Here is a 19,762-nt window from a genome sequence, read left to right on the forward strand (position 1 = left end):
CCGCGGAGGCCCCGCCTAGGTGGAGGCGGTCCAGCTGTCCAGGTCGGCCTCGGCCAGCAGCAGCGGCACCGCCGCCGGATCCCGCAGCAGCGCGGCCACCGCGAGACGGTCGCCCCACTGGCCGGACGCCCAGGCGAGCCCGCGCGCCAGCCCCTCCACGCCCGAGGCGTGCACCGTGCCCTCGAAGAAGCGCCAGGCGGCGGGGACGCCGTCCACCAGCAGGTTCTCGTGCGCCACGTAGCGCGCGGGCGCGGTGGGCAGCAGCGATCGCACCGCGGGCGGGACGTCGCGGACCTCGCCCGAGGACGTCACCTCCCCGGCCGCCTCCTCACCGGCCAGCGGCAGGTCCAGCAGCTCCGACAGCGCCTCGGCCAGGTCGAACGGGGCCAGGATCAGCGGCCGGCCGGCGACGAGCGGCAGCAGGTCCGGGGCCTCGACCACGACCGGCTCGCCCGGCCCGTCCGTCTCGCCCCGGCCGTCGGCGGACAGCGTACGGCCGTCCTCCGCGTCCACCACGACGACCTCGCCCCCGAGGACGGCGCGTACCGAGCGCGGGGGTGCGACACGGGACGGGTCGACGGCCGCCAGGGCCACCCACAGGGAGCGCAGCTGGGCCCGGTCGACCTCCACGGACGGGTCGCCGAGCAGGTCGAGCAGCTCGTCGGGGCCGCCGTGCGAGGCCAGCAGCTCGGCCAGGGTGCTCCGGACGCCGATCATCGCCAGCGCCGCCTCGTCCACGACCGCCGGGGCGTCCCCGTACAGGCCGAACAGCAGCGGGTCGCCCGCCGGGAGCCGCAGCTGCGTGGGACGCCTGCCGCCCAGCACGGGGTGCGTGGAGAGCCACCACGCGGTGTAGGAGGGCACCTCCACGACCTCCCCCGTCACCAGGATCCGCAGCGGGTGCAGGACCGAGCGCAGCGGCGGGCGCGACAGCAGGGCGAGGGCGGCCGGCCAGTCGGCGACGTACTCCAGGTCGCGGACGGCGGAGAACTCCCGGGCGATCGGCGGGACGTCCATCTCGGGCAGCAGGTCGAGGACGGTCTCCAGCCACTCGTCCTCGCGGTCCAGGTCGTGGTCGCACTCGTCCGGATCGATCATGACGTCGGTGTCGTTGACCACCGCGAAGCCGTCGAGCACGCCGGTCGCGGCGAGAACCCTGGGGCCGTAGCGCTCCACCAGCTCGGGCGCGGCCGTGCCGAAGTGCGTCTCGGCGTCGAGCAGCCCGGCCAGCGCGCCGTCGGCCAGCAGCAGCTCGCCCGCCGGGTACAGCTCGCCGTCGGCGCCGCGCAGCGCCAGCTCCGCCAGCCAGGGCTCCTCCCCCGGGGTCAGCCCGGCGGCGTCGACCAGCGCGAGCACCGCCCGGGCCACCGGTTCGGGGTCGGGGCGCTCCAGCGACTCCGACACGGCCGAGCGGGTCAGCGGGTCCTCCAGGACCGTGCGGGGGGTCGCCTCGCCCGCGCCGAGCCGCAGCAGAAGGGGGTGGGCGGCGTCCGGGTGCACCACGCGCAGTCCCAGGGGCGCCAGGACGGCGGGGTCCAGCGCCGAGTCGCCGGAGCCGGTGCCGCCGGTGCCGCCGGTGAGCAGCAGGGTGCCGCGCGGTCCCCTGACCAGGCGGCCGTCGGCGAGCGGGACGGGCAGCGCGCCGAGCGCCTCGGGGTCGTCGGCGGGCAGCACCTCGTACAGCGACCGCCACCAGGCCGGGTCCCTGTCCTTGACGGCGTCGCCGGAGAGCATGTCCACGATGTCGGAGAGCTGTACCTTCCTGACACCGAGGGCGGTGATCGCCGGATGCCGGGACGGCCACCCCGCGGGCAGCAGGCCCGGGATCATCGGGGCGACCCTGTCCAGCAGCTCCGCAGGCGCCGCCACCACGGAGGCCTGCCGCCCGGAGACGACGAGGTCCTCACCGGGTACGGGGGCGGCCGAGGAGGTGGCGGGGGAGGCCGGAACCGGGGCCTCGGGCGTGCCGGGGTCGACGAGGCCGAAGTCCGCGAACGCCGAGGAGGCCGAGGAGCCCGAGGAGGCCGCGGGGTCCGCGGGCGGGGACAGGGCCGGCAGCAGCGGCGCGTCCGGGAGCCTGCGCAGGATGGCCCGGCGGATGCGGGCGTCGAGCTCGCCCTTGCCCATCAGGCCCGGGACGAGGTCGAGGAGCCGGGGCGTGCGGGGCAGCCGCGCGAGCAGCTCCAGGTAGGTGTCGGCCGCGCGCTCGACCAGGAAGTCGGCCAGCGGGCCCGGTGCCACGTGCCTGCGGTCGGTGGCCATCGGGAACGAGGCGATCAGCAGGGCGGGCAGGTCCAGCGGCTCGTCGCTCGGTGTGGGCGCGTGCACCACGGGCGGCACCAGGGCGGGCAGCGGCACCGGCTCCCCGTCCGGCGTCCCGGAGACGGAGACGGCGAGGGACGCGGGCACGGAGCCAGACGCGGAGCCCGGCGCGGGGCCGGAGACGGGCTCGGGGGCGAGGGCCGTGCCCGCGACGGGCACCGCCCAGCGGACCAGCCAGTACGGCCGGGAGCGCTCCTCGGTCGGCCGGTCGGCGAAGAGCCCGGCCACCTGCTCGGGGGTGAACGTCCCGGAGGCGGAGACGACCTTCCAGCCCTCCGCGGTGACCGTCCTGGTCTCCCCGTCCAGGTCGATCTCGATCGACTCCAGCGCGGGCAGGCCCAGCAGCAGCGCGGGGCTGGTCTGGCGGAGCATCGCCCGTACGGCGTCCACGGCGGCCTCGTCGCGGAGCGGCAGCCGTACGAGCGTGTCGAACCCGGCGGGGATCTCGACCGACCCGGACGGGAAGGGCAGGCGCAGCAGCGGGACGTGCCCGCCGCGCTCGGCGAGCTCCTTGGCCAGCACGGGCTCGGCGGCCACCAGGGCCGCGGTCCGGTCACGGGACCAGCGCACGACCCCCGAGCCCAGGGAGCCGATCACCGGCTCGTCGCAGACCGACACCACGGCCGCGAACCCGACGCCGAACCGGCCGGCCGCGCGGGTCTCGTCCCGCTTGGCGGAGACGCGCAGCGTGGACAGGCCCTCGATCCCGGCCCTGTCCACGGGGGCGCCGGTGTTGGCGGCCGAGAGCACGCCCTCGCGCAGCGAGAGGCGCAGCCGCCCGGGGACGCCCGCGCGCAGTGCCGCGTCCGCGGCGTTCTGGGCGAGCTCGACGATCAGCCGGTCGCGGTAGCCGCCGAGCGCGAAGTCCTCCTCGGCGTTGGCGTCCTCGCGGAAACGCGCGGGCGAGGCGGTCCAGGCGGCCAGGACGGCGGAGCGCAGGCGTTCGGTACCGAAGATGTCAGTCAAGGCGATGCTTTCCAAAGGTCGGGGCCCCCGTGGGCCGTCTGTCGCGTCCGATCGTCCGGGCGTACACGATCATCCGGCGTGCGTGCCCGTCCGGGGGCGCACGCCGCGCCGCCCGGTGCCCGGAGCCGGACCGGACGGCCGGGACGCCACCGGGAGCGTGGCCGGCCGGCGGCGACCGGGCGGGTCGGCGGCGGGGCGGCCCGGAGGGGGCCGCCGGAGGAGAACCCCCGGGACCGCCCGGTCACGGGCGGTCCCGGGTTCTTTGCGTCGGAAGGGGCCGGGCGGCGTCCCCGGTCAGGAGTGGCCGAGCGGCTCGGAGGCGGTCTCGTCCACCGAACCGGCCAGCTCGGGCCCGCTCTCCGGGTTCTCGGCGGTGTCGTAGGAGAGGTCGTCGAGGATCGGCGAGGCCGGCTCGACCTGGTGCGGCAGCACCGCGGCCTCGGAGTGCGCGCCGCACCCGTGGTCGGCGGCCACCACCCGCCCGTCGTCGGGGGCGTACTCGTTGGCGCAGACGCCGAAGCCGGTGCGCAGCGCGCCCGCGAGCGGCCAGTAGAAGCCGCAGGTGGAGCACTGGGCCGGGGCGGCGTGCGCGAGCGGGGTGTGCGGCCCGGACTCGCCGGAGTGCCAGCGGCGCACGGCGCGGTCACGGCCGATCGGGGAGAGCACCCGGGCACGGCCGAGACCGTACTCGAAGATCATCTGATGGTCGGTCTCGTCGTCGGTCTCGGTGAAACCGGGCGCGAGCCGGTCGTCGTCGTCGGAGGTGGGCAGCAGGTCGCCCACGCCGAGGTCGCCGGGGCGCAGCCGCTCGCTCCACGGCACCCACTGCGGCGGCATCAGCGCGCCCGTCCCGGGCAGGAGCACGACCTCGCTGACCGTCACGTTGCGCGCGCGGGAGGCGCGGGCCACGGTGACGGCCCAGCGCCAGCCCCGGTAGGCGGGGTCCAGGCAGGCGAAGTAATGGGTGACGACGCGGTCGCCCTCGCCCTCCACCCCGAGGTGCTCGCCCACCTGCTCGGGCTTGACGTTCTCCTCGACCGCCCTGCGGGCAAGGTCGACGGCCGCGACGCACGCCTGGTCGAGGACCACGGCGCGGGATCGAGTCCGGCTCACGAGTCGTCTCCCGTCAGCCTCGCAGCACCACGGCTGCTGTCCCTACTGGCTCGCTCGCTGCGCTCACTCACAGTTCATTCTCACCCATGACCGGAGCGAACGGCACCGCGGACCGCCGATCACCCTGTGAGTGACCAACCGCACCGGACAACTCACCCGCCCTTCGGGTATGACTGGATACGTGGCAGCGGGGTGGGAGCGGGTGCGGCAGGCGGCGGGTGAGGCCTCCCGGCAGGTGGGCCGGTCGGTGTCCGCGGCCGGGCGCGCGGGCGTGCGGGCCGGGCGGGGCACCGGCCGTACGGCGGCGCGGGCGGGCCGTGGCGCGGTCGGCGGCACCCGGCGGATGGGCCGGGCCGCGCGGCGGCTGACCCACGCCCAGGGGGCGGACCGCACCGGGCTGGGCCAGCTGATCGAGCTGACCGCGGCGCACAGCGCGGGTGACGCCCTGGTCACCGCCGCCCTGGCCGGGACGCTGTTCAAGCTCCCGGTCAACGAGGCGCGCGGCCAGGTCGCCCTCTACCTGCTGATCACGATGATCCCGTTCGTGGTGGTGGCGCCGTTCGTCGGCCCGGTCCTGGACCGGTTCCGCTCGGGGCGGCGCTTCGTGATGGCCGGCACCCTCTTCGGCCGCGGCCTGCTCTGCTTCGCCATGGCCGCGGCGATCGTCCCGGGCGACGTGTTCACGATCTTCCCGGCCGCGCTGGCCGTGCTGGTGCTGTCGAAGGCCTACAACGTCTCCCGGGCGGCGATCATGCCGAGCGTGCTGCCCGCCGACATCGCGCTGGTCACGGCCAACGCCAGGGTGGCCCTGTTCGCGCTGGTCAGCGCGGGCATCGCGGTGCCGATCGGCGCCGGTGCCAGCGCCTGGCTGGGCGCCGAGTGGGTGCTGCGCGCCGCGACCGTGCTCTTCCTGCTCCAGGGCGTGCTGGCGGTACGGCTCCCCCGGCACGTCGACTCCCCCGACCTGGAGGGCCTGGACGAGCAGGGCGAGGACCGGCCGCACCGCTGGCGCACCATGCTCAACGTGGGGCCGGTGGTGGCCGAGGCGATGTACGCCAACGTGGCCGTCCGCGTCTTCTCCGGTTTCCTGCTGTTCTACCTGCTGTTCCTGGTCCAGGACAGGAACCTGCCCGGCCTGCCGCCCACGGTGGCGATCGGCGTGCTGGCCGTGGCCGCCGGAGCCGGAGGGCTGGCGGGCACGGCGGTGGCCTCCTGGGTGCGCAACCACTCCCCGCAGGTCATCGTGCTGGCCACGCTGGCGGTGACGACCGCGATCACCGTGCTGGCGGCGGTCGTCTTCCAGATGTGGAGCGCGGTCGCGGTCGCCCTGGTGGCGGCGTTCGCCCAGGGCCTGGGCAAGCTCGCGCTGGACGCGGTCGTGCAGCGCGAGATCGGCGAGGAGGTGCGCTCCTCCACGTTCGGCGTGGTGGAGGCGTTCCTGCAGATCGCCTGGGTGCTGGGCGGCCTGGTCGGGCTCTGGCTCTCGCTGTTCGCCTCCGGGTCGGCCGGGCTCGCCGCGATGTCCGCGGTGCTGGCGGGTTCGCTCGGCTGGCTGCTGGTCCGGCGTCGCGGACGGGTCCGCGACGTGGAGGCCCGGGTGGAGGCCGCCCGGGGGACGTCCTCCCCGGACGACGTCCCGGCCCCCGCGGGAGGCTCCTCGCCCCAGGACGCGTGGGGCAGGCCGTGGCCGGGCGGGACGACCACCGCGGTGGTGCGGCACGCCGACCCCCCGGCCGAGAAGCGGACCAGGCCGCTGACCAACCCGCACGGCTGAGCCGTCCCCGGGCCGGGGCGGGTCCCGGCCGTCCAGGACGGCCGGGCGGGGTGTCAGTCGTCCAGGTCGTCGGCCACGGCCCGCAGGACGGCCGCGATCTTCTTCGCGTGCGCGGCCTCGGGCTGCTTGCCCTTCTGGTACGACGTGGAGACCGTGTCGAGGAGCTTGATCAGGTCCTCCACGATGACGACCATCTCGTCGGGCTTCTTGCGCTTGCCCTTCGGCTTGGCGGTCTTCGCGAGCGTCGGGGGCTGGTCGATCACCCGGACCGACAGGGCCTGCTGGCCGCGGCGTCCCTCGGCCACGCCGAACTCGACCTTCTGGCCCGGCTTGAGGGATTCCACGCCGGAGGGCAGCGCGGAAGAATGCACGAAGACCTCACCGCCGTCGTCGCGGGTGAGGAAGCCGAATCCCTTGTCGGCGTCGTACCACTTGACCTTGCCACTCGGCACAGGGGTGACCTCGTTCAGACTGTCGTGAAAAGGAATGGATGTAGGTTATGCCCAGCGGGCGCCGGGAGCGACCGCATATCGAGCCCCGAATTACGCGGGAACGACGACGGTTCTCCAGCCTTCGAACCATTCGGCGAACTCGGTCAGATCTTTCAGGATCACGTCGGCTCCGTGATCGCGCAACTCCCCCGCCGAGCAGGGACCCGTCGCCACCGCCACGCTGAAGGTCCCTCCTGACCGCGCCGCGTCGATGTCCGCGACGTGGTCCCCGACATAGGCGGCGGCGCCGAACGCCGCGAGGGCCGTTCCCTTGGCCGCCCCGAAGACCGAACCGGCGACCTCGTCCACCTCCAGGCCGAGGAACTCGACCGTGCGCGTCGCGTCGTGGACGTTCTTCGCCGTCACCACGATGACCCTGCCCCCCGCCCGGCGCACGGCCTTCACGGCCTCGCGGGCACCGGGCATGGGGGTGGTGACGGGGACGGCGATCGACGCGTACAGCTCCCGGTAGAGGCTCGCGACGGCGGGGACCTCCTCCGCGGGCATCCAGTGGGCCAGCTCCCACTCCAGCGGTGGCCCCAGCCTGCTCAGCACGACGGCGGTGTCGATGGGGACGCCGATACGCGCCGACACCTCGTCGAAGGTCGCGGCGATACCGGCACGCGTGTCCGCGAGCGTCAGATCGAGGTCGAACCCCACCGAGTTCATCGGGTCACTCACCGTTCCTTCTCGACTACGCGGAGACGATTCCGCTATAACCCCTCAGAGAATGCCAAATCACCTTAAATATGGCTAACTCAAATCCCGCTGCCGACGCCCCCGTCGTGGCACTCCGCGGGAAAGTGTTTACTTATGCGGAAGGCGGCGCGCTCTTCCCGAGGTGCACGGGAGGTCCGCCTGCGCACGAGGGATCCGTCTCCACGCGGGCGGTCCGTCTCCGTGCGGGGGATCCGCCTGCGCACAGGTGGTCCGTCTCCACGCGGACGTTCCGCCTTCGCGCGGCCGGACCGGCTCGGACCGGCGCGGCGCGGCCGGGCGTGCTCCGCACCGGTTCCCGGCACTGGATAAGGTCACCGTGGAGGTATCGGCAGAGAAATGACCAGATCGACGCGCGAGCGGATCATCGACGAGTCCCTGCGCCTGTTCGCCGAACGAGGTTACGCGGCGACCTCGGTGGCCGAGATCGAGGCCGCCTCGGGGCTGTCGCCGGGCGCCGGTGGCCTCTATCGCCACTTCAAGTCCAAGTACGAGGTGCTGGCCGCGGCGATGAACGAGCACGCCGCCCGGACACGGGTGCAGATCGCCGAGACCCTGGCCGAGTTCGGTGTCGTCGACACCTCGTCCGGCATCGAGGAGCGGCTGGCCCACCTGTGCAGGGCGGGCCTGGCCAAGGTCAGCGAGGAGCGGGAGCTGACCCGCGTCTTCTTCCGCGACCTGAGCCAGTTCCCCGAACTGGTCGCGACCGTGCGCGAGGGCCTGCTGCAGCCCATGTTCGACGCGATCACCACGTGGTTCCACGCCCAGCCCGAGTACGCCGGTGTCGAGGCCGACTGGCACGCCATCGGGGCCGTGCTCGGCGGGGCGGTCGTGCACTACCGGCTGTTCCAGGAGACCGTGGGCGAGCCGCCCGGCCGCGCCGAACGCGATCGCTTCGTCTCCGCCTGGGTACGGCTCGCGCTCGGCCTGCTCCCCCACCCGGCGGTCCAGCCGGTCGTCTGAGACGGGCGTCACCGCCGTCCCCGGCCCGGCTGGATCACCGGGTTGAGCAGGCGGTAGGTCAGCCAGAAGACCCCCCACGCCGTGCCCAGCAGGAACATCAGCCCGCTGATGGTGAAGAACTCCTCCACCACCCTGCCGATGTCGCCCCGGGCACGGACCAGGGCGACCAGGCCGCCGCCCAGGGTGTAACTGAGCATCGGGGAGACGATCCCGATCACCTTGTCGGCGGGGAGCCACGCCTGGCAGGCGACGACCACGACCGCGCCCACGGCCCAGACCAGCACCGGGACGGTGAAGATCGCAATCGTGGCGAACGGGAACGGGATCAGCAGCCCGGCCAGGGTGAGCAGGGCCATGCCGACCGTCTCCAGCCGGTGGCCCAGCAGGATCGTCCGGGCGTCCTGGGTGCCCGGCACGATGTCCTCGCGCGACCGGGGCGGACGATTCCGGCGCAGCAGGCCGGGACGGGCGCGCGCCTGCTTCTTGGCCAGCCGCTCCTCCGCCTCCCGGACGCCCCTGGCCACGCCGGGCGGCATCCCCGGACGGACGGACCCTTTCCCGGGCGCGTCCCCGTTCCCCGGGCCCTTCCCCCGCGGCTCCCCCTCCTCCCCCGGCTCCGTCTGCGGCACGGGCCCCGGCACCGGCGGCGCCAGGGGATCCGGTACGGACGGCGCGAGCGGATCGGGCACGGACGGCGCGAGAGGGTCCGGTACGGACGGCGCCAGCGGGTCGGGGGCGGGCGGTGCGACCGGGTTCGGCACGGGAGGTGCCAGGGGATCGGGCACGGGCGGCGCCGACGGGTCGGGGGCCGGGGGTGTCAGGGGGGCGGGCGGCACGGGCGGAATCTCCTCGGTCGGCGGATCCCCCTCCACCGCGTCGTCCCACTCGTCCTCGGACCGCCGGCCCGGGACGGACGCCCGGTCCGGGGAGACCGACGGGTCCGAGGGGGACGACGAGGCGTAGGGATGCCCGCGTACGGGCCGGCGGGGGGCGGGGACGCCGGCGTCGTCACCGTCGTTGTCGGGGCCGTCGGGGTCGCCGGGATCGCGGGACGTGGGCGCGGCGAGGGGCGACGCCGGGGCCGGCACGACGTCCGACGACGCGTAGGCCGATGCCGCGGAGGCCACCGCGGAGGCCGGTGACGCGGACGACGGTGACGCGAGGGCCGGTGAGGCGTGGGCGGGTGAGGCGTGGGCGGGGACCCCGGGCAGCCGGGACGCCTCCTGCCTGCCCAGCCGGCGCAGCTCCTGCCCGACCAGCTCGACGGGGTCGCCGAATCCGGCCAGCATCCTGGCCACGGCGGCCGGGTCGTCCGTCCCCGTCCGCTCGGCGTCGATCCGCCTGCGCAGGCCCGTGACGAAGTCGATGCGTTGTCTCGGTGGCAGCACCCCGTGGGCGGCGTCGGCCACCTTGGCGACGTAGTCCAGGACGAGCTGGTCGGTGCGCTCGATCACACTGCCATCCTCTCTCGACATCGCCTCGTACGGGAGCCTCTTCCCTCATTCACCGCCCATCAAGTGATCGATCAGGGCCCTCCGCGTGATCGTGGAATTCCCCCAGGCCGCGCGATGTCGGTCAAGCCTCCTACCATTGGCGGAATGAGCACGGAGTTCACCGAGTGGCTGCGCGGCCGCAGCGACGACCGGTTGCGGGCGCTCGTCTCCGCGCGTCCCGAGCTCATCACGCCCGTGCCCGCCCATCTGGAGGGCCTGGCCGGACGGGCGAGCAGCCCGTCGGCGGTGGGCAGGGCCCTCGACCGGCTCGACCGGTTCGCCCTCGCGGTCGTGGAGACGCTGGTCGTGCTCCCCGGCCCCGTCCCCTACCGGTCGCTCCGTGCCCAGATGGCCCGTGCCCTGCCCGGAGCGGCCGATCCGGCGTTCCAGAACGCGCTCAAGGAGACGGTCGAGCGGCTGCGCACCATGGCCCTGGTCTACGGGCCCGACAAGGCGCTGGCCACGGCTCCCGGCGTGCGCGAGGTGCTGGACGGCCCCGCCGGGCTCGGCCCGCCCGCCGCAGAAGCGTTCCGGCACCATCCCGCCGAGCGCCTGGCCGAGCTGGTGCGGGACGCCGGGGGCGGGGACGGTGACACCAAGGAGGCCCTGGCCGCGCTGCTCGCCGACCCGGAGGTCGTCGGGCGGCTGGTCGAGGAGGTCTCCCCGCAGGCCCGGTCGGCGCTCAACGAGCTGGCCTGGGGCCCGGCCAGCGGCCGGGTGCCGAACGCCCGGCGCGAGGTGCGCGCCGCCACCGCGCAGTCCCCGATCGACCAGTTGCTCTCCCGCGCGCTGCTGGCCGCCACCGGCGAGGAGAGCGTGGTGCTTCCCCGCGAGGTCGGCCTGTTCCTGCGCGGCGGCCGCGTCCACCGTGATCTTTCCCCCTTCCCGCCGGTGACCGAGGGCACCGAGCGCGACCAGGGGCTCGCCGACCGCACGGCGGCCGGGCAGGCGTTCACCTTCGTCCGCGCGGTGGAGGAGCTGTGCGAGCGCTGGAGCGCCGATCCGCCCGGCGTGCTCCGCAGCGGCGGCCTGGCCGTGCGCGACCTCAAGCGGACCGCCGCCCTGCTCGACCTGCCCGAGTGGGTGACGGGGCTCATCATCGAGGTGGCGTACGCGGCGGGGCTGGTGGCGGCGAGCGGCGCGGTCGACGGCGACTGGATGCCCACGCCCGGCTACGACGGCTGGCGGGTGAAGGCCACCGAGGACCGCTGGACGGCGCTGGCCACGACCTGGCTCACCATGGACCGGCTGCCGGGGGTGATCGGCGACCGGGACGAGCGCGACCGGCTGCTCAACGCCCTCCATCCCGACCTGCGCCGCCCGTCCGCGGCCGAGGTCCGCGCCGCCACCCTGGGCGTGCTCGCCTCCGCGCCGGGGACGGCCCCCACCCTGGAGGCGGTACGCGACCGCCTGGCCTGGGAGCAGCCGCGCCGCCGGGGCGGCCACCGCGACCAGCTGGTGGAGTTCACCCTGCGGGAGGCCGAGCAGATCGGCGTCACCGGGCTGGGCGCGCTCTCCGCCCACGGCCGTGCCCTGCTCCCCGACACCTCCGGCGACCCGGGCGCCTGCGAGGGGTCCGGCGCCTCCAAGAAGTCCGGTGCCTCCGGCGGGTCCACCGGGCCCGGAGGCTCCGCCGCGTCCGGGAGTCCCACCGGTTCCGGGGGTTCCGGGGGGTCCGGCGCCCATGCCGCCGCGCGGCTGCTGCTCCCGCTGCTGCCCGAGCCGCTCGACCACGTCCTGCTGCAGGCCGACCTGACCGCCGTCGCCCCCGGGCCGCTCACCGGCGAGCTGAGGCGGTGGCTGGCACTGGCGGCCGAGGTGGAGTCCACCGGCGGCGCCACGGTCTACCGGTTCGACGAGCGGTCGATCCGGCGGGCGCTGGACGCCGGGCAGGGCGCCGACGAGCTGCTCGCCATGCTGGAGCGCCACTCGTCCACGCCCGTCCCGCAGCCGCTCGGGTACCTGATCGCCGACGTGGCCCGCAGGCACGGCCGGATGCGCGTGGGCACGGCGAGCGCGTACGTGCGCTGCGACGACTCCTCGCTGCTGGACGAGGTCATGGCCGACAAGCGGGCGATCCCGCTGCGGCTGCGCCGGCTCGCCCCCACGGTGATCGCCTCCAAGTCCTCCCGGCCCGTGCTGGTCGACGCGTTGCGCGCGATGGGGTACGCCCCCGCGGCCGAGTCGCTGGACGGAGACGTGATCATCACCCAGCTCGACGTGCGCCGGACCGAGGGCACGCCGGCGTCCCGCGCGCCGGTCACGTTCGGCGGCCCGGAGGCCGACGTGGTGGCCGCGGCCGTCCGCGCCGTGCGTGCCGGGGACGCCGCCCATCTGGCCCGTCGTCCCCCGGTGGCGGCACCCGGCGGCCAGGTGCCGCGTTCCCCGGCCACCGCCACGATCACCGCGCTGCGCGAGGCCATCCGGCAGGGCTCGCAGGTCTGGATCGGGTACCTCGACTCGCAGGGCAACGCGACCAGCCGGATCCTCGAACCGGCCCGGATGGAGGGCGGCTACCTCACCGCCTACGACGAGACACGAGCGGCCGTGCACCGTTTCGCCCTGCACCGCATCACCGGCATCGCCGACATCGCCTGACGCCTCCACGGCACCGGCATCACACCTGCGCGACAGGGGATCGAGAACGGCCGCACGGTCGCGGTGTACCGGGGAGGGCCACGGGGTAATGTCGGTTCCGGAACGGACCGCCCCGAGGCCGGCCGCCGGGTCGCCGAGGCACGTCGCCGCGCGGAGCGGGGTCCTTCCCGGTCTCACCCGGGATCCGGCCGCCGGAGCGGAGACCGACCCATTCGTCCGTGGCACACGGTTCACGGCTCATATCGTGATATCTGTTGATGTCCCGAGCTCCACGGAAGCGAGAGATCCACGGTGAGCAGCGGTCATTCCGAAGGCCCCAGCACCAACCCGGACGACTGGAAGAGCCCCTACGGCACGGGCCCCGGCCCGGCCTCCGGCGACGACCGGCTCGCCTACGACCGGGAACGGTCCTCCCAGGGGTACTCGTCCGGCCACGACCGGGATCTCGGCGACCCGGCCCACACCGGCCAGGGGTACGGCGCGCCGGCCTACGCCGACCAGGGGTACGGCGCTCACGAGCGTGCCGATCAGGGATACGGCCAGGGCCACCCCGGCCAGGCGTACACCGACCAGGCGTACACCGGCCACGGCCAGGCGAGCGGGTACGGCGACGGGGGGTACACCCGGCCGGATCACGGCTCCTACCCGGGCGGATACGGCCAGGGTTATGTCGCGCAGCCCTACGGAGCCGGTCACGACCCCGTGGCGTCCCGGAACGCCGAGGGGGTCAGGACGCACGCGATCATCGTCCTGGCCGTCGGCATCGTGCTCTCGCTGAGCTGCTTCCTGAGCATCGGCGGTCTCGTCAGCGCCGTCCTGTCGGGCATCGCGCTGGGCAAGGTCGACTCCGACGCCCGGGGGGCCAGGGGCCTGCTCCGATGGGCCTGGATCAGCATCGGCGTCAACGTCGGGCTGCTCGTCCTGGGGGTGGCCGCCTTCATCGTCGCCGGGCTCAACGACGCCTTCAGCGCCTGACCATGCCGGACGCACCGGGACCGGCGAGACGCCCGCGATCACCGCGGCCGCCGGAAGCGCCGTGACCACCGGGAGCGCCCGGACCATCCCGACCGCAGGGGCCGTGGGGACCACCCCGACCCCCGGGACCCTCGCAACCACCGGGAGCGTCCCCACCCCGGTCGTGGAGCCCCGCGCGCCCGGCGCCCGCATCCCCGGCGACCCCGTACTCTCGGTGTCCGGGCACGGTGCGTACGTACGCGTGCCGGCCGGGGATGTGAGATCGCTCGCATCGACGGGTCGCGCGGGACTGCCCACGCGTCCCCGTCCGTTGCACCCGGGGAACGTGGGGCAGCAGACGGTCGGCGGGCGCCCGCCGGGTCCGACCAAGAGCCGAGCCGCCCAACCCGCGGTAACCGAGGGAGACGTCTGTGACTGACGGACCATTGATCGTCCAATCGGACAAGACCCTGCTCCTCGAGGTCGACCACGAGAAGGCCGGGGAGTGCCGCAAGGCGATCGCGCCCTTCGCCGAGCTGGAACGCGCTCCCGAGCACGTGCACACCTACCGGGTCACGCCGCTGGCGCTGTGGAACGCGCGGGCCGCCGGGCACGACGCCGAGCAGGTGATCGACGCCCTGATCGCCTACAGCCGCTACCCGGTGCCGCACGCGCTGCTGGTCGACGTCGCCGAGACGATGGCGCGCTACGGCAGGCTGCGCCTGGAGAAGCACCCCGTGCACGGGCTCGTGCTGACCAGCACCGACAGGGCCGTGCTGGAGGAGGTGCTGCGCTCCCGGAAGATCCAGCCGCTGCTGGGCGAGCGCCTGGGCGACGGCGTGGCCGTGCACCCGAGCGAGCGCGGCAACATCAAGCAGCACCTGCTCAAGCTGGGCTGGCCCGCCGAGGACCTGGCCGGGTACGTCGACGGCGAGCACCACCCGATCGAGCTCACCGAGGACGGCTGGGAGCTGCGCACCTACCAGCGCGAGGCCGCCGAGGCGTTCTGGCACGGCGGCTCCGGCGTGGTGGTGCTCCCGTGCGGGGCGGGCAAGACGATCGTGGGCGCCGCGGCGATGGCCCAGGCCAAGGCGACCACGCTGATCCTGGTGACCAACACGGTCTCGGCCCACCAGTGGAAGCAGGAACTGCTCAAGCGGACCTCGCTGACCGAGGACGAGATCGGCGAGTACACCGGTACGAAGAAGGAGATCCGGCCGGTCACCATCGCCACGTACCAGGTGATGACGACCCGCAGGCAGGGCGTCTACCGGCACCTGGAGCTGTTCGACGCCCGCGACTGGGGTCTGGTCGTCTACGACGAGGTGCACCTGCTGCCCGCGCCGATCTTCCGGATGACCGCCGACCTGCAGGCCAGGCGGCGGGTCGGGCTGACCGCGACGCTGGTGCGCGAGGACGGCCGGGAGGGCGACGTGTTCTCCCTGATCGGCCCCAAGCGGTACGACGCGCCGTGGAAGGAGATGGAGAACCAGGGCTGGATCGCCCCGGCCGACTGCGTCGAGGTGCGGGTGACGCTCACCGACGAGGAGCGGCTGGCGTACGCGATGTCCGAGTCCGAGGAGCGCTACCGGTTCTGCGCGACCACCCCGTCCAAGACGCGGGTGACCGAGGCGCTGGTCCGGCGGCACCTGGACGAGCAGGTGCTGGTCATCGGGCAGTACATCGACCAGCTGGACGAGCTGGGCGAGCACCTGAACGCGCCGGTGATCAAGGGTGAGACGAAGGTCAAGGAGCGGGAGCGGCTCTTCCAGGCGTTCCGCGACAAGGAGATCCAGGTCCTGGTCGTCTCCAAGGTCGCCAACTTCTCCATCGACCTGCCCGAGGCTGCGGTGGCCATCCAGGTGTCGGGCACCTTCGGGTCACGGCAGGAGGAGGCACAGCGGCTGGGACGGGTGCTGCGGCCGAAGGCCGACGGCGGCGGGGCCCGGTTCTACTCGGTGGTCAGCCGTGACACGGTCGACCAGGACTTCGCCGCGCACCGGCAGCGCTTCCTGGCCGAGCAGGGTTACGCCTACCAGATCATCGACGCGGACGACGTGCTCGCCGGAGAATGACTCCACCTGGCGAACACGTCGTCGGTGTGTGTCAGGCCCACGAAATCCCTCGGGCTTTCGACAAACAGACCACCCCCTCGCTAGGCCTCTGCGGCCACTGGCGACATACCCCCATGATCTGCGCGAGTCACCATGTTCGGCTGCCTTTTTCATCATTTCCGCACGGAATTACCCAGAGTACCAGAGTGATTACGGAACGGTCTCGACGTCGGCCCGGACAATGACCGCGATGGCCGTTGAATGACGATCCGATGATCGATGAAGGCGTCGTCACGACGATTCATACGGGGGCGGGCCGCCCGGAAGGACGCGTGCCCGCCCGAGGTCCCGGGGCGCCGCTCCGCACCCGGCCCTAATCCCTTTGAGGCGCGTGAGCGTCGCCGCTAGGCTGGTCGATTCGCTGCCCGATGACCACCACCTCCGTTCATGAATGGGAGGCGCTTCAGCGTGCCCGCACACCAACTGGCCCCCGACATATCCTCCGATCCCGCCCGGATCCTCGCCGCCGAACGTGAACACCTGGCCGTCTCCAGGGCGGCGCTGCGCGCGATGCGCGAGCACGCCGCCTCCCTGTCCTCCGACGCCGCCGGGGACTGGGTCTCCCAGCAGGTCCTGCAGGGGCTGCTGGACCAGCGGGTCGCGGCGCTCGCCGACCACTCCGGCACCCCCCTGTTCTTCGGCCGGCTCGACCGGGAGGCCGGCGACGACCTGCCCGGGACGATCCACGTCGGGCGCAGGCACGTCCACGACGACCGCAGCCGCCCCCTGGTCATCGACTGGCGGGCCCCGGTCTCCCGGGCCTTCTACCAGGCCAGCCCGTCCGAGCCGATGAACGTCGTACGGCGCCGCCGGTTCGGCTACCACGGCGGCGACCTGACCGCCTACGAGGACGAGCGTCTCGACCAGGGCGGCACCGCCGTCGCGCAGAGCAGGATCCTCACCGAGGAGATCGAGCGCCCCCGCTCGGGGCCGATGCGCGACATCGTCGCGACGATCCAGCCCGACCAGGACGAGATCGTCCGCTCCGAGCTGACCCGCACCGTGTGCGTCCAGGGCGCCCCCGGCACCGGGAAGACCGCGGTCGGCCTGCACCGGGCGGCCTACCTGCTCTTCACCCACCGCGAACGGCTCGCCCGGTCGGGCGTCATGATCGTCGGCCCGAACCGGGCCTTCCTCTCCTACATCTCCTCGGTGCTGCCCGCCCTGGGCGAGGTCAAGGTCGACCAGACCACGGTCGCGGGGATCCTCGGCGACCACTCCGCGCCCGAGGAGGCGGCGGCCGGCACCGTCAAGGGCGACGCCAGGATCGTCGGGGTGCTCAGGCGCGCCCTGTGGATGCACGTCGTCAAGCCCACCGAGGGCGTGCTGTACACCAAGGGGATCAACCGCTACCGGGTCGCCGACCACGAGGTACGCGAGATCGTCGCCGCCCTGCGCGGCACCGTCCGCTACGGGCCCGGCCGCGCGACGCTCGCCCAGCGCCTCGCCCACCTGGTGCTCGTCCGGATGGAGCAGCGCGGCGAGTCGCCCGACGACCGGGTGCAGGAGGCGGTGGCCCGGTCCGCGCCGGTCAAGCGGCTGGTGGACGCGGTCTGGCCCAAGCTGACCCCGCAGCAGGTGCTGTACCGGCTGTTCAGCGACCCCGCCTTCCTGGCCGCCGCGGCCAAGAACGACCTCACGCCCGAGGAGCAGGCCCTGCTGCTCTGGGCCAAGCCCGCCAAGTCCTTCCGCTCGGCGAAGTGGTCGGCGGCCGACGCCGCGCTGATGGACGAGCTGGGCGACATGATCGAGCGGACCGTACCGCTGGGCCACCTGGTCGTGGACGAGGCCCAGGACCTGTCGGCGATGCAGCTGCGGGCGCTCGGGCGGCGCTGCCGTACCGGGTCGGCCACCGTGCTGGGCGACCTCGCCCAGGGCACCACGCCCTGGTCCGCGCGCTCCTGGACCGAGGTGCTGACCCACCTGGGCTTCGAGGACGGCAGCGTCACCGAGCTCACCCTGGGTTTCCGGGTGCCTCGCGAGGTCCTCGACTACGCGGCCAGGCTGCTGCCCTCGGTGGCTCCGGGCCTGGCCGCCCCCCGGTCGCTGCGGCCGGGCGCGGGCTCCCTGTCGGTACGGCGGGTGACGGACCTGGACACGGCGCTGTCCGGCGCCGCCGAGGAGGCGCTCGCCCGCGAGGGGTCGATCGGCGTCATCGTCCCCGACGCCTCGGTGGACGCGGCCTCCGCGGCCCTGTCCCACCTGGATCACCGCGTGCTGAGCCCCGACACGGTCGCCGACCACCGCCTGCTGGTCGTCCCGGCCACCCTGGCCAAGGGCCTGGAGTACGACCACGTGATCGTGACCGAGCCGGCCGACATCGTCGCCGCCGAACCCCGGGGCCTGGCCCGCCTGTACGTGGTGCTGACCCGCGCGGTCACCTCGCTGACCGTGCTGCACGCCCGGCCTCTCCCCGACCAGCTCGGCTGACCACACGGCCGCACGGCCGCACGGCCAGGACGGCCACACGGCCGCACCGGACGGTGAACGACAAAAAGAGGCGGCCCCGACGGGGGTCGCCTCTTTTTCGAAAGCGTATGGACTAGAAGTCCATGTCGCCACCGCCGCCGGGCATGGCGGGAGCGGCACCGGCCTTCTCGGGCTTCTCGGCGATGACGGCCTCGGTGGTGAGGAACAGCGCCGCGATGGACGCCGCGTTCTGCAGAGCGGAACGCGTCACCTTGGCCGGGTCGATGATGCCCGATTCGAACATGTTGACGTACTCGCCGGTGGCGGCGTTGAGGCCCTCACCCGCGGGAAGGTTGCGCACCTTCTCGACCACGACGCCACCCTCGAGGCCGGCGTTCACGGCGATCTGCTTCAGAGGCTCCTCAAGAGCCTTCCTCACGATCGCGGCACCGGTGGCCTCGTCGCCGGAGAGCTCCAGCTTGTCGAACGCCTTGGCGCCGGCCTGCAGCAGGGCCACGCCACCGCCGGGGACGATGCCCTCCTCGACGGCCGCCTTCGCGTTGCGAACGGCGTCCTCGATGCGGTGCTTGCGCTCCTTGAGCTCGACCTCGGTCGCCGCGCCGGCCTTGATGACGGCCACGCCGCCGGCCAGCTTGGCGAGACGCTCCTGGAGCTTCTCGCGGTCGTAGTCGGAGTCGGTGTTCTCGATCTCGGCGCGGATCTGGTTGACCCGTCCGGCGATCTGCTCGGCGTCGCCGGCACCGTCGACGATGGTGGTCTCGTCCTTGGTGACGATGACCTGGCGGGCCCGGCCGAGCTGGTCCAGCGTGGTGGACTCCAGCTTGAGGCCGAGGTCCTCGCTGATGACCTGGGCACCGGTCAGGATGCCGATGTCGCCCAGCATGGCCTTGCGGCGGTCACCGAAGCCGGGCGCCTTGACGGCGACCGAGCGGAAGAGACCGCGGATCTTGTTCACGACCAGGGTGGCCAGGGCCTCGCCCTCGACGTCCTCGGCGATGATCAGCAGCGGCTTGCCGGCCTGCACGACCTTGTCGAGAACGGGGAGCAGGTCCTTGTTGGCGGACACCTTGGAGTTGACGACCAGGATGTAGGGGTCGTCGAGGACGGCCTCCATCCGCTCCGGGTCGGTCACGAAGTACATCGAGGTGAGGCCCTTGTCGAAGCGCATGCCCTCGGTGAGCTCGAGCTCGAGACCGAAGGTGTTGCTCTCCTCGACGGTGATGACGCCTTCCTTGCCGACCTTGTCCATCGCCTCGGCGATCATCTCGCCGATCTGCGGGTCGCCCGCGGAGATCGAGGCGGTGGAGGCGATCTGCGCCTTCGTCTCCACGTCCTTGGCGAGCTTGGACAGCTCCTCCGACACGCGCTCGACGGCGGCCTCGATGCCCTTCTTCAGGGCCATCGGGTTGGCGCCGGCGGCGACGTTGCGGAGACCCTCACGTACGAGAGCCTGAGCGAGCACGGTGGCGGTGGTGGTGCCGTCACCCGCGACGTCGTCGGTCTTCTTGGCGACTTCCTTGACGAGCTCTGCCCCGATCTTCTCCCACGGGTCCTCGAGCTCGATCTCCTTCGCAATGGAGACACCATCGTTGGTGATGGTGGGGGCTCCCCACTTCTTCTCCAGAACGACATTACGGCCCTTGGGGCCGAGGGTCACCTTCACGGCGTCCGCGAGCTGGTTCATGCCACGCTCGAGACCGCGCCTGGCGTCCTCGTTAAACGCGATCATCTTGGCTGCCATACGGCTAGACCTCCCAGATACAGGGTGGCTTGCTCCGGACCGAGCCGACGCCCGCGACGGCATGTGGGCCCACGACTCCGTTCGGC

The 19,762-nt window shown here is 73.5% G+C and carries 12 protein-coding genes; 6 read left to right on the forward strand and 6 right to left on the reverse strand.

Going from position 1 to position 19,762, the window contains the following annotated elements:
- Positions 1-15 precede the first annotated feature (15 nt).
- Entirely contained in the window at positions 16-3,288 is a 3,273-nt protein-coding gene (locus tag ABD832_RS25380) for a sacsin N-terminal ATP-binding-like domain-containing protein (protein ID WP_344899669.1), read from the reverse strand.
- 294 nt (positions 3,289-3,582) lie between these two features.
- A complete protein-coding gene (locus ABD832_RS25385; protein ID WP_344899671.1) occupies positions 3,583-4,401 on the reverse strand; it encodes a DUF3027 domain-containing protein in 819 nt (272 codons plus the stop codon).
- A gap of 181 nt (positions 4,402-4,582) precedes the next feature.
- Between ABD832_RS25385 and ABD832_RS25390 the strand changes: the two genes are divergently transcribed.
- The gene (locus ABD832_RS25390) at positions 4,583-6,175 is read left to right on the forward strand and encodes an MFS transporter (protein ID WP_344899673.1); all 1,593 of its coding nucleotides are present in this window, start codon (positions 4,583-4,585) and stop codon (positions 6,173-6,175) included.
- Positions 6,176-6,228: 53 nt separating this feature from the next.
- Here ABD832_RS25390 and ABD832_RS25395 read toward each other — a convergent pair whose 3' ends face one another.
- Positions 6,229-6,627: a cold-shock protein gene (locus ABD832_RS25395; protein ID WP_344899675.1), complete on the reverse strand. Its 399-nt coding sequence runs from the start codon at positions 6,625-6,627 to the stop codon at positions 6,229-6,231.
- Between the two features lie 90 nt (positions 6,628-6,717).
- Entirely contained in the window at positions 6,718-7,347 is a 630-nt protein-coding gene (locus ABD832_RS25400) for an HAD family hydrolase (RefSeq protein ID WP_344899677.1), read from the reverse strand.
- A 375-nt stretch (positions 7,348-7,722) separates the two neighbouring features.
- Here ABD832_RS25400 and ABD832_RS25405 point away from each other — a divergent pair, with 375 nt between their 5' ends.
- Positions 7,723-8,346 (forward strand): TetR/AcrR family transcriptional regulator, encoded by a 624-nt coding sequence (locus tag ABD832_RS25405; RefSeq protein WP_344899679.1) that lies wholly within the window; start codon positions 7,723-7,725, stop codon positions 8,344-8,346.
- Between the two features lie 8 nt (positions 8,347-8,354).
- On the opposite strand, the gene ABD832_RS25410 is transcribed toward ABD832_RS25405, so the two are convergent.
- Entirely contained in the window at positions 8,355-9,800 is a 1,446-nt protein-coding gene (locus ABD832_RS25410; RefSeq protein WP_344899681.1) for a hypothetical protein, read from the reverse strand.
- Positions 9,801-9,944: 144 nt separating this feature from the next.
- Here ABD832_RS25410 and ABD832_RS25415 point away from each other — a divergent pair, with 144 nt between their 5' ends.
- The 4 genes from ABD832_RS25415 (at position 9,945) to ABD832_RS25430 (ending at position 17,935) form a co-directional block, all read left to right on the forward strand.
- Positions 9,945-12,437, forward strand: a complete 2,493-nt coding sequence (locus tag ABD832_RS25415; protein ID WP_344899683.1) for a helicase-associated domain-containing protein — start codon at positions 9,945-9,947, stop codon at positions 12,435-12,437.
- A gap of 291 nt (positions 12,438-12,728) precedes the next feature.
- Positions 12,729-13,412: a hypothetical protein gene (locus tag ABD832_RS25420; RefSeq protein WP_344899685.1), complete on the forward strand. Its 684-nt coding sequence runs from the start codon at positions 12,729-12,731 to the stop codon at positions 13,410-13,412.
- A gap of 410 nt (positions 13,413-13,822) precedes the next feature.
- The gene (locus ABD832_RS25425) at positions 13,823-15,466 is read left to right on the forward strand and encodes a DNA repair helicase XPB (RefSeq protein ID WP_344899687.1); all 1,644 of its coding nucleotides are present in this window, start codon (positions 13,823-13,825) and stop codon (positions 15,464-15,466) included.
- Positions 15,467-15,913: 447 nt separating this feature from the next.
- Positions 15,914-17,935 (forward strand): HelD family protein, encoded by a 2,022-nt coding sequence (locus ABD832_RS25430; RefSeq protein WP_344899689.1) that lies wholly within the window; start codon positions 15,914-15,916, stop codon positions 17,933-17,935.
- Positions 17,936-18,047: 112 nt separating this feature from the next.
- On the opposite strand, the gene groL is transcribed toward ABD832_RS25430, so the two are convergent.
- Positions 18,048-19,676, reverse strand: coding sequence for a chaperonin GroEL (groL, locus tag ABD832_RS25435; RefSeq protein ID WP_344899691.1), 1,629 nt, complete (start codon positions 19,674-19,676; stop codon positions 18,048-18,050).
- Between the last annotated feature and the right edge of the window lie 86 nt (positions 19,677-19,762).

The organism is Streptosporangium longisporum (assembly GCF_039534895.1).
GTDB lineage: Bacteria > Actinomycetota > Actinomycetes > Streptosporangiales > Streptosporangiaceae > Streptosporangium > Streptosporangium longisporum.

Bases quoted from the DNA above. Each gene is read 5' to 3' on its own strand.
- ABD832_RS25405 (WP_344899679.1), top strand. From the start codon at position 7,723: ATGACCAGATCGACGCGCGAGCGGATCATCGACGAGTCCCTGCGCCTG.
- ABD832_RS25415 (WP_344899683.1), top strand. From the start codon at position 9,945: ATGAGCACGGAGTTCACCGAGTGGCTGCGCGGCCGCAGCGACGACCGG.
- groL (WP_344899691.1), bottom strand. From the start codon at position 19,676: ATGGCAGCCAAGATGATCGCGTTTAACGAGGACGCCAGGCGCGGTCTC.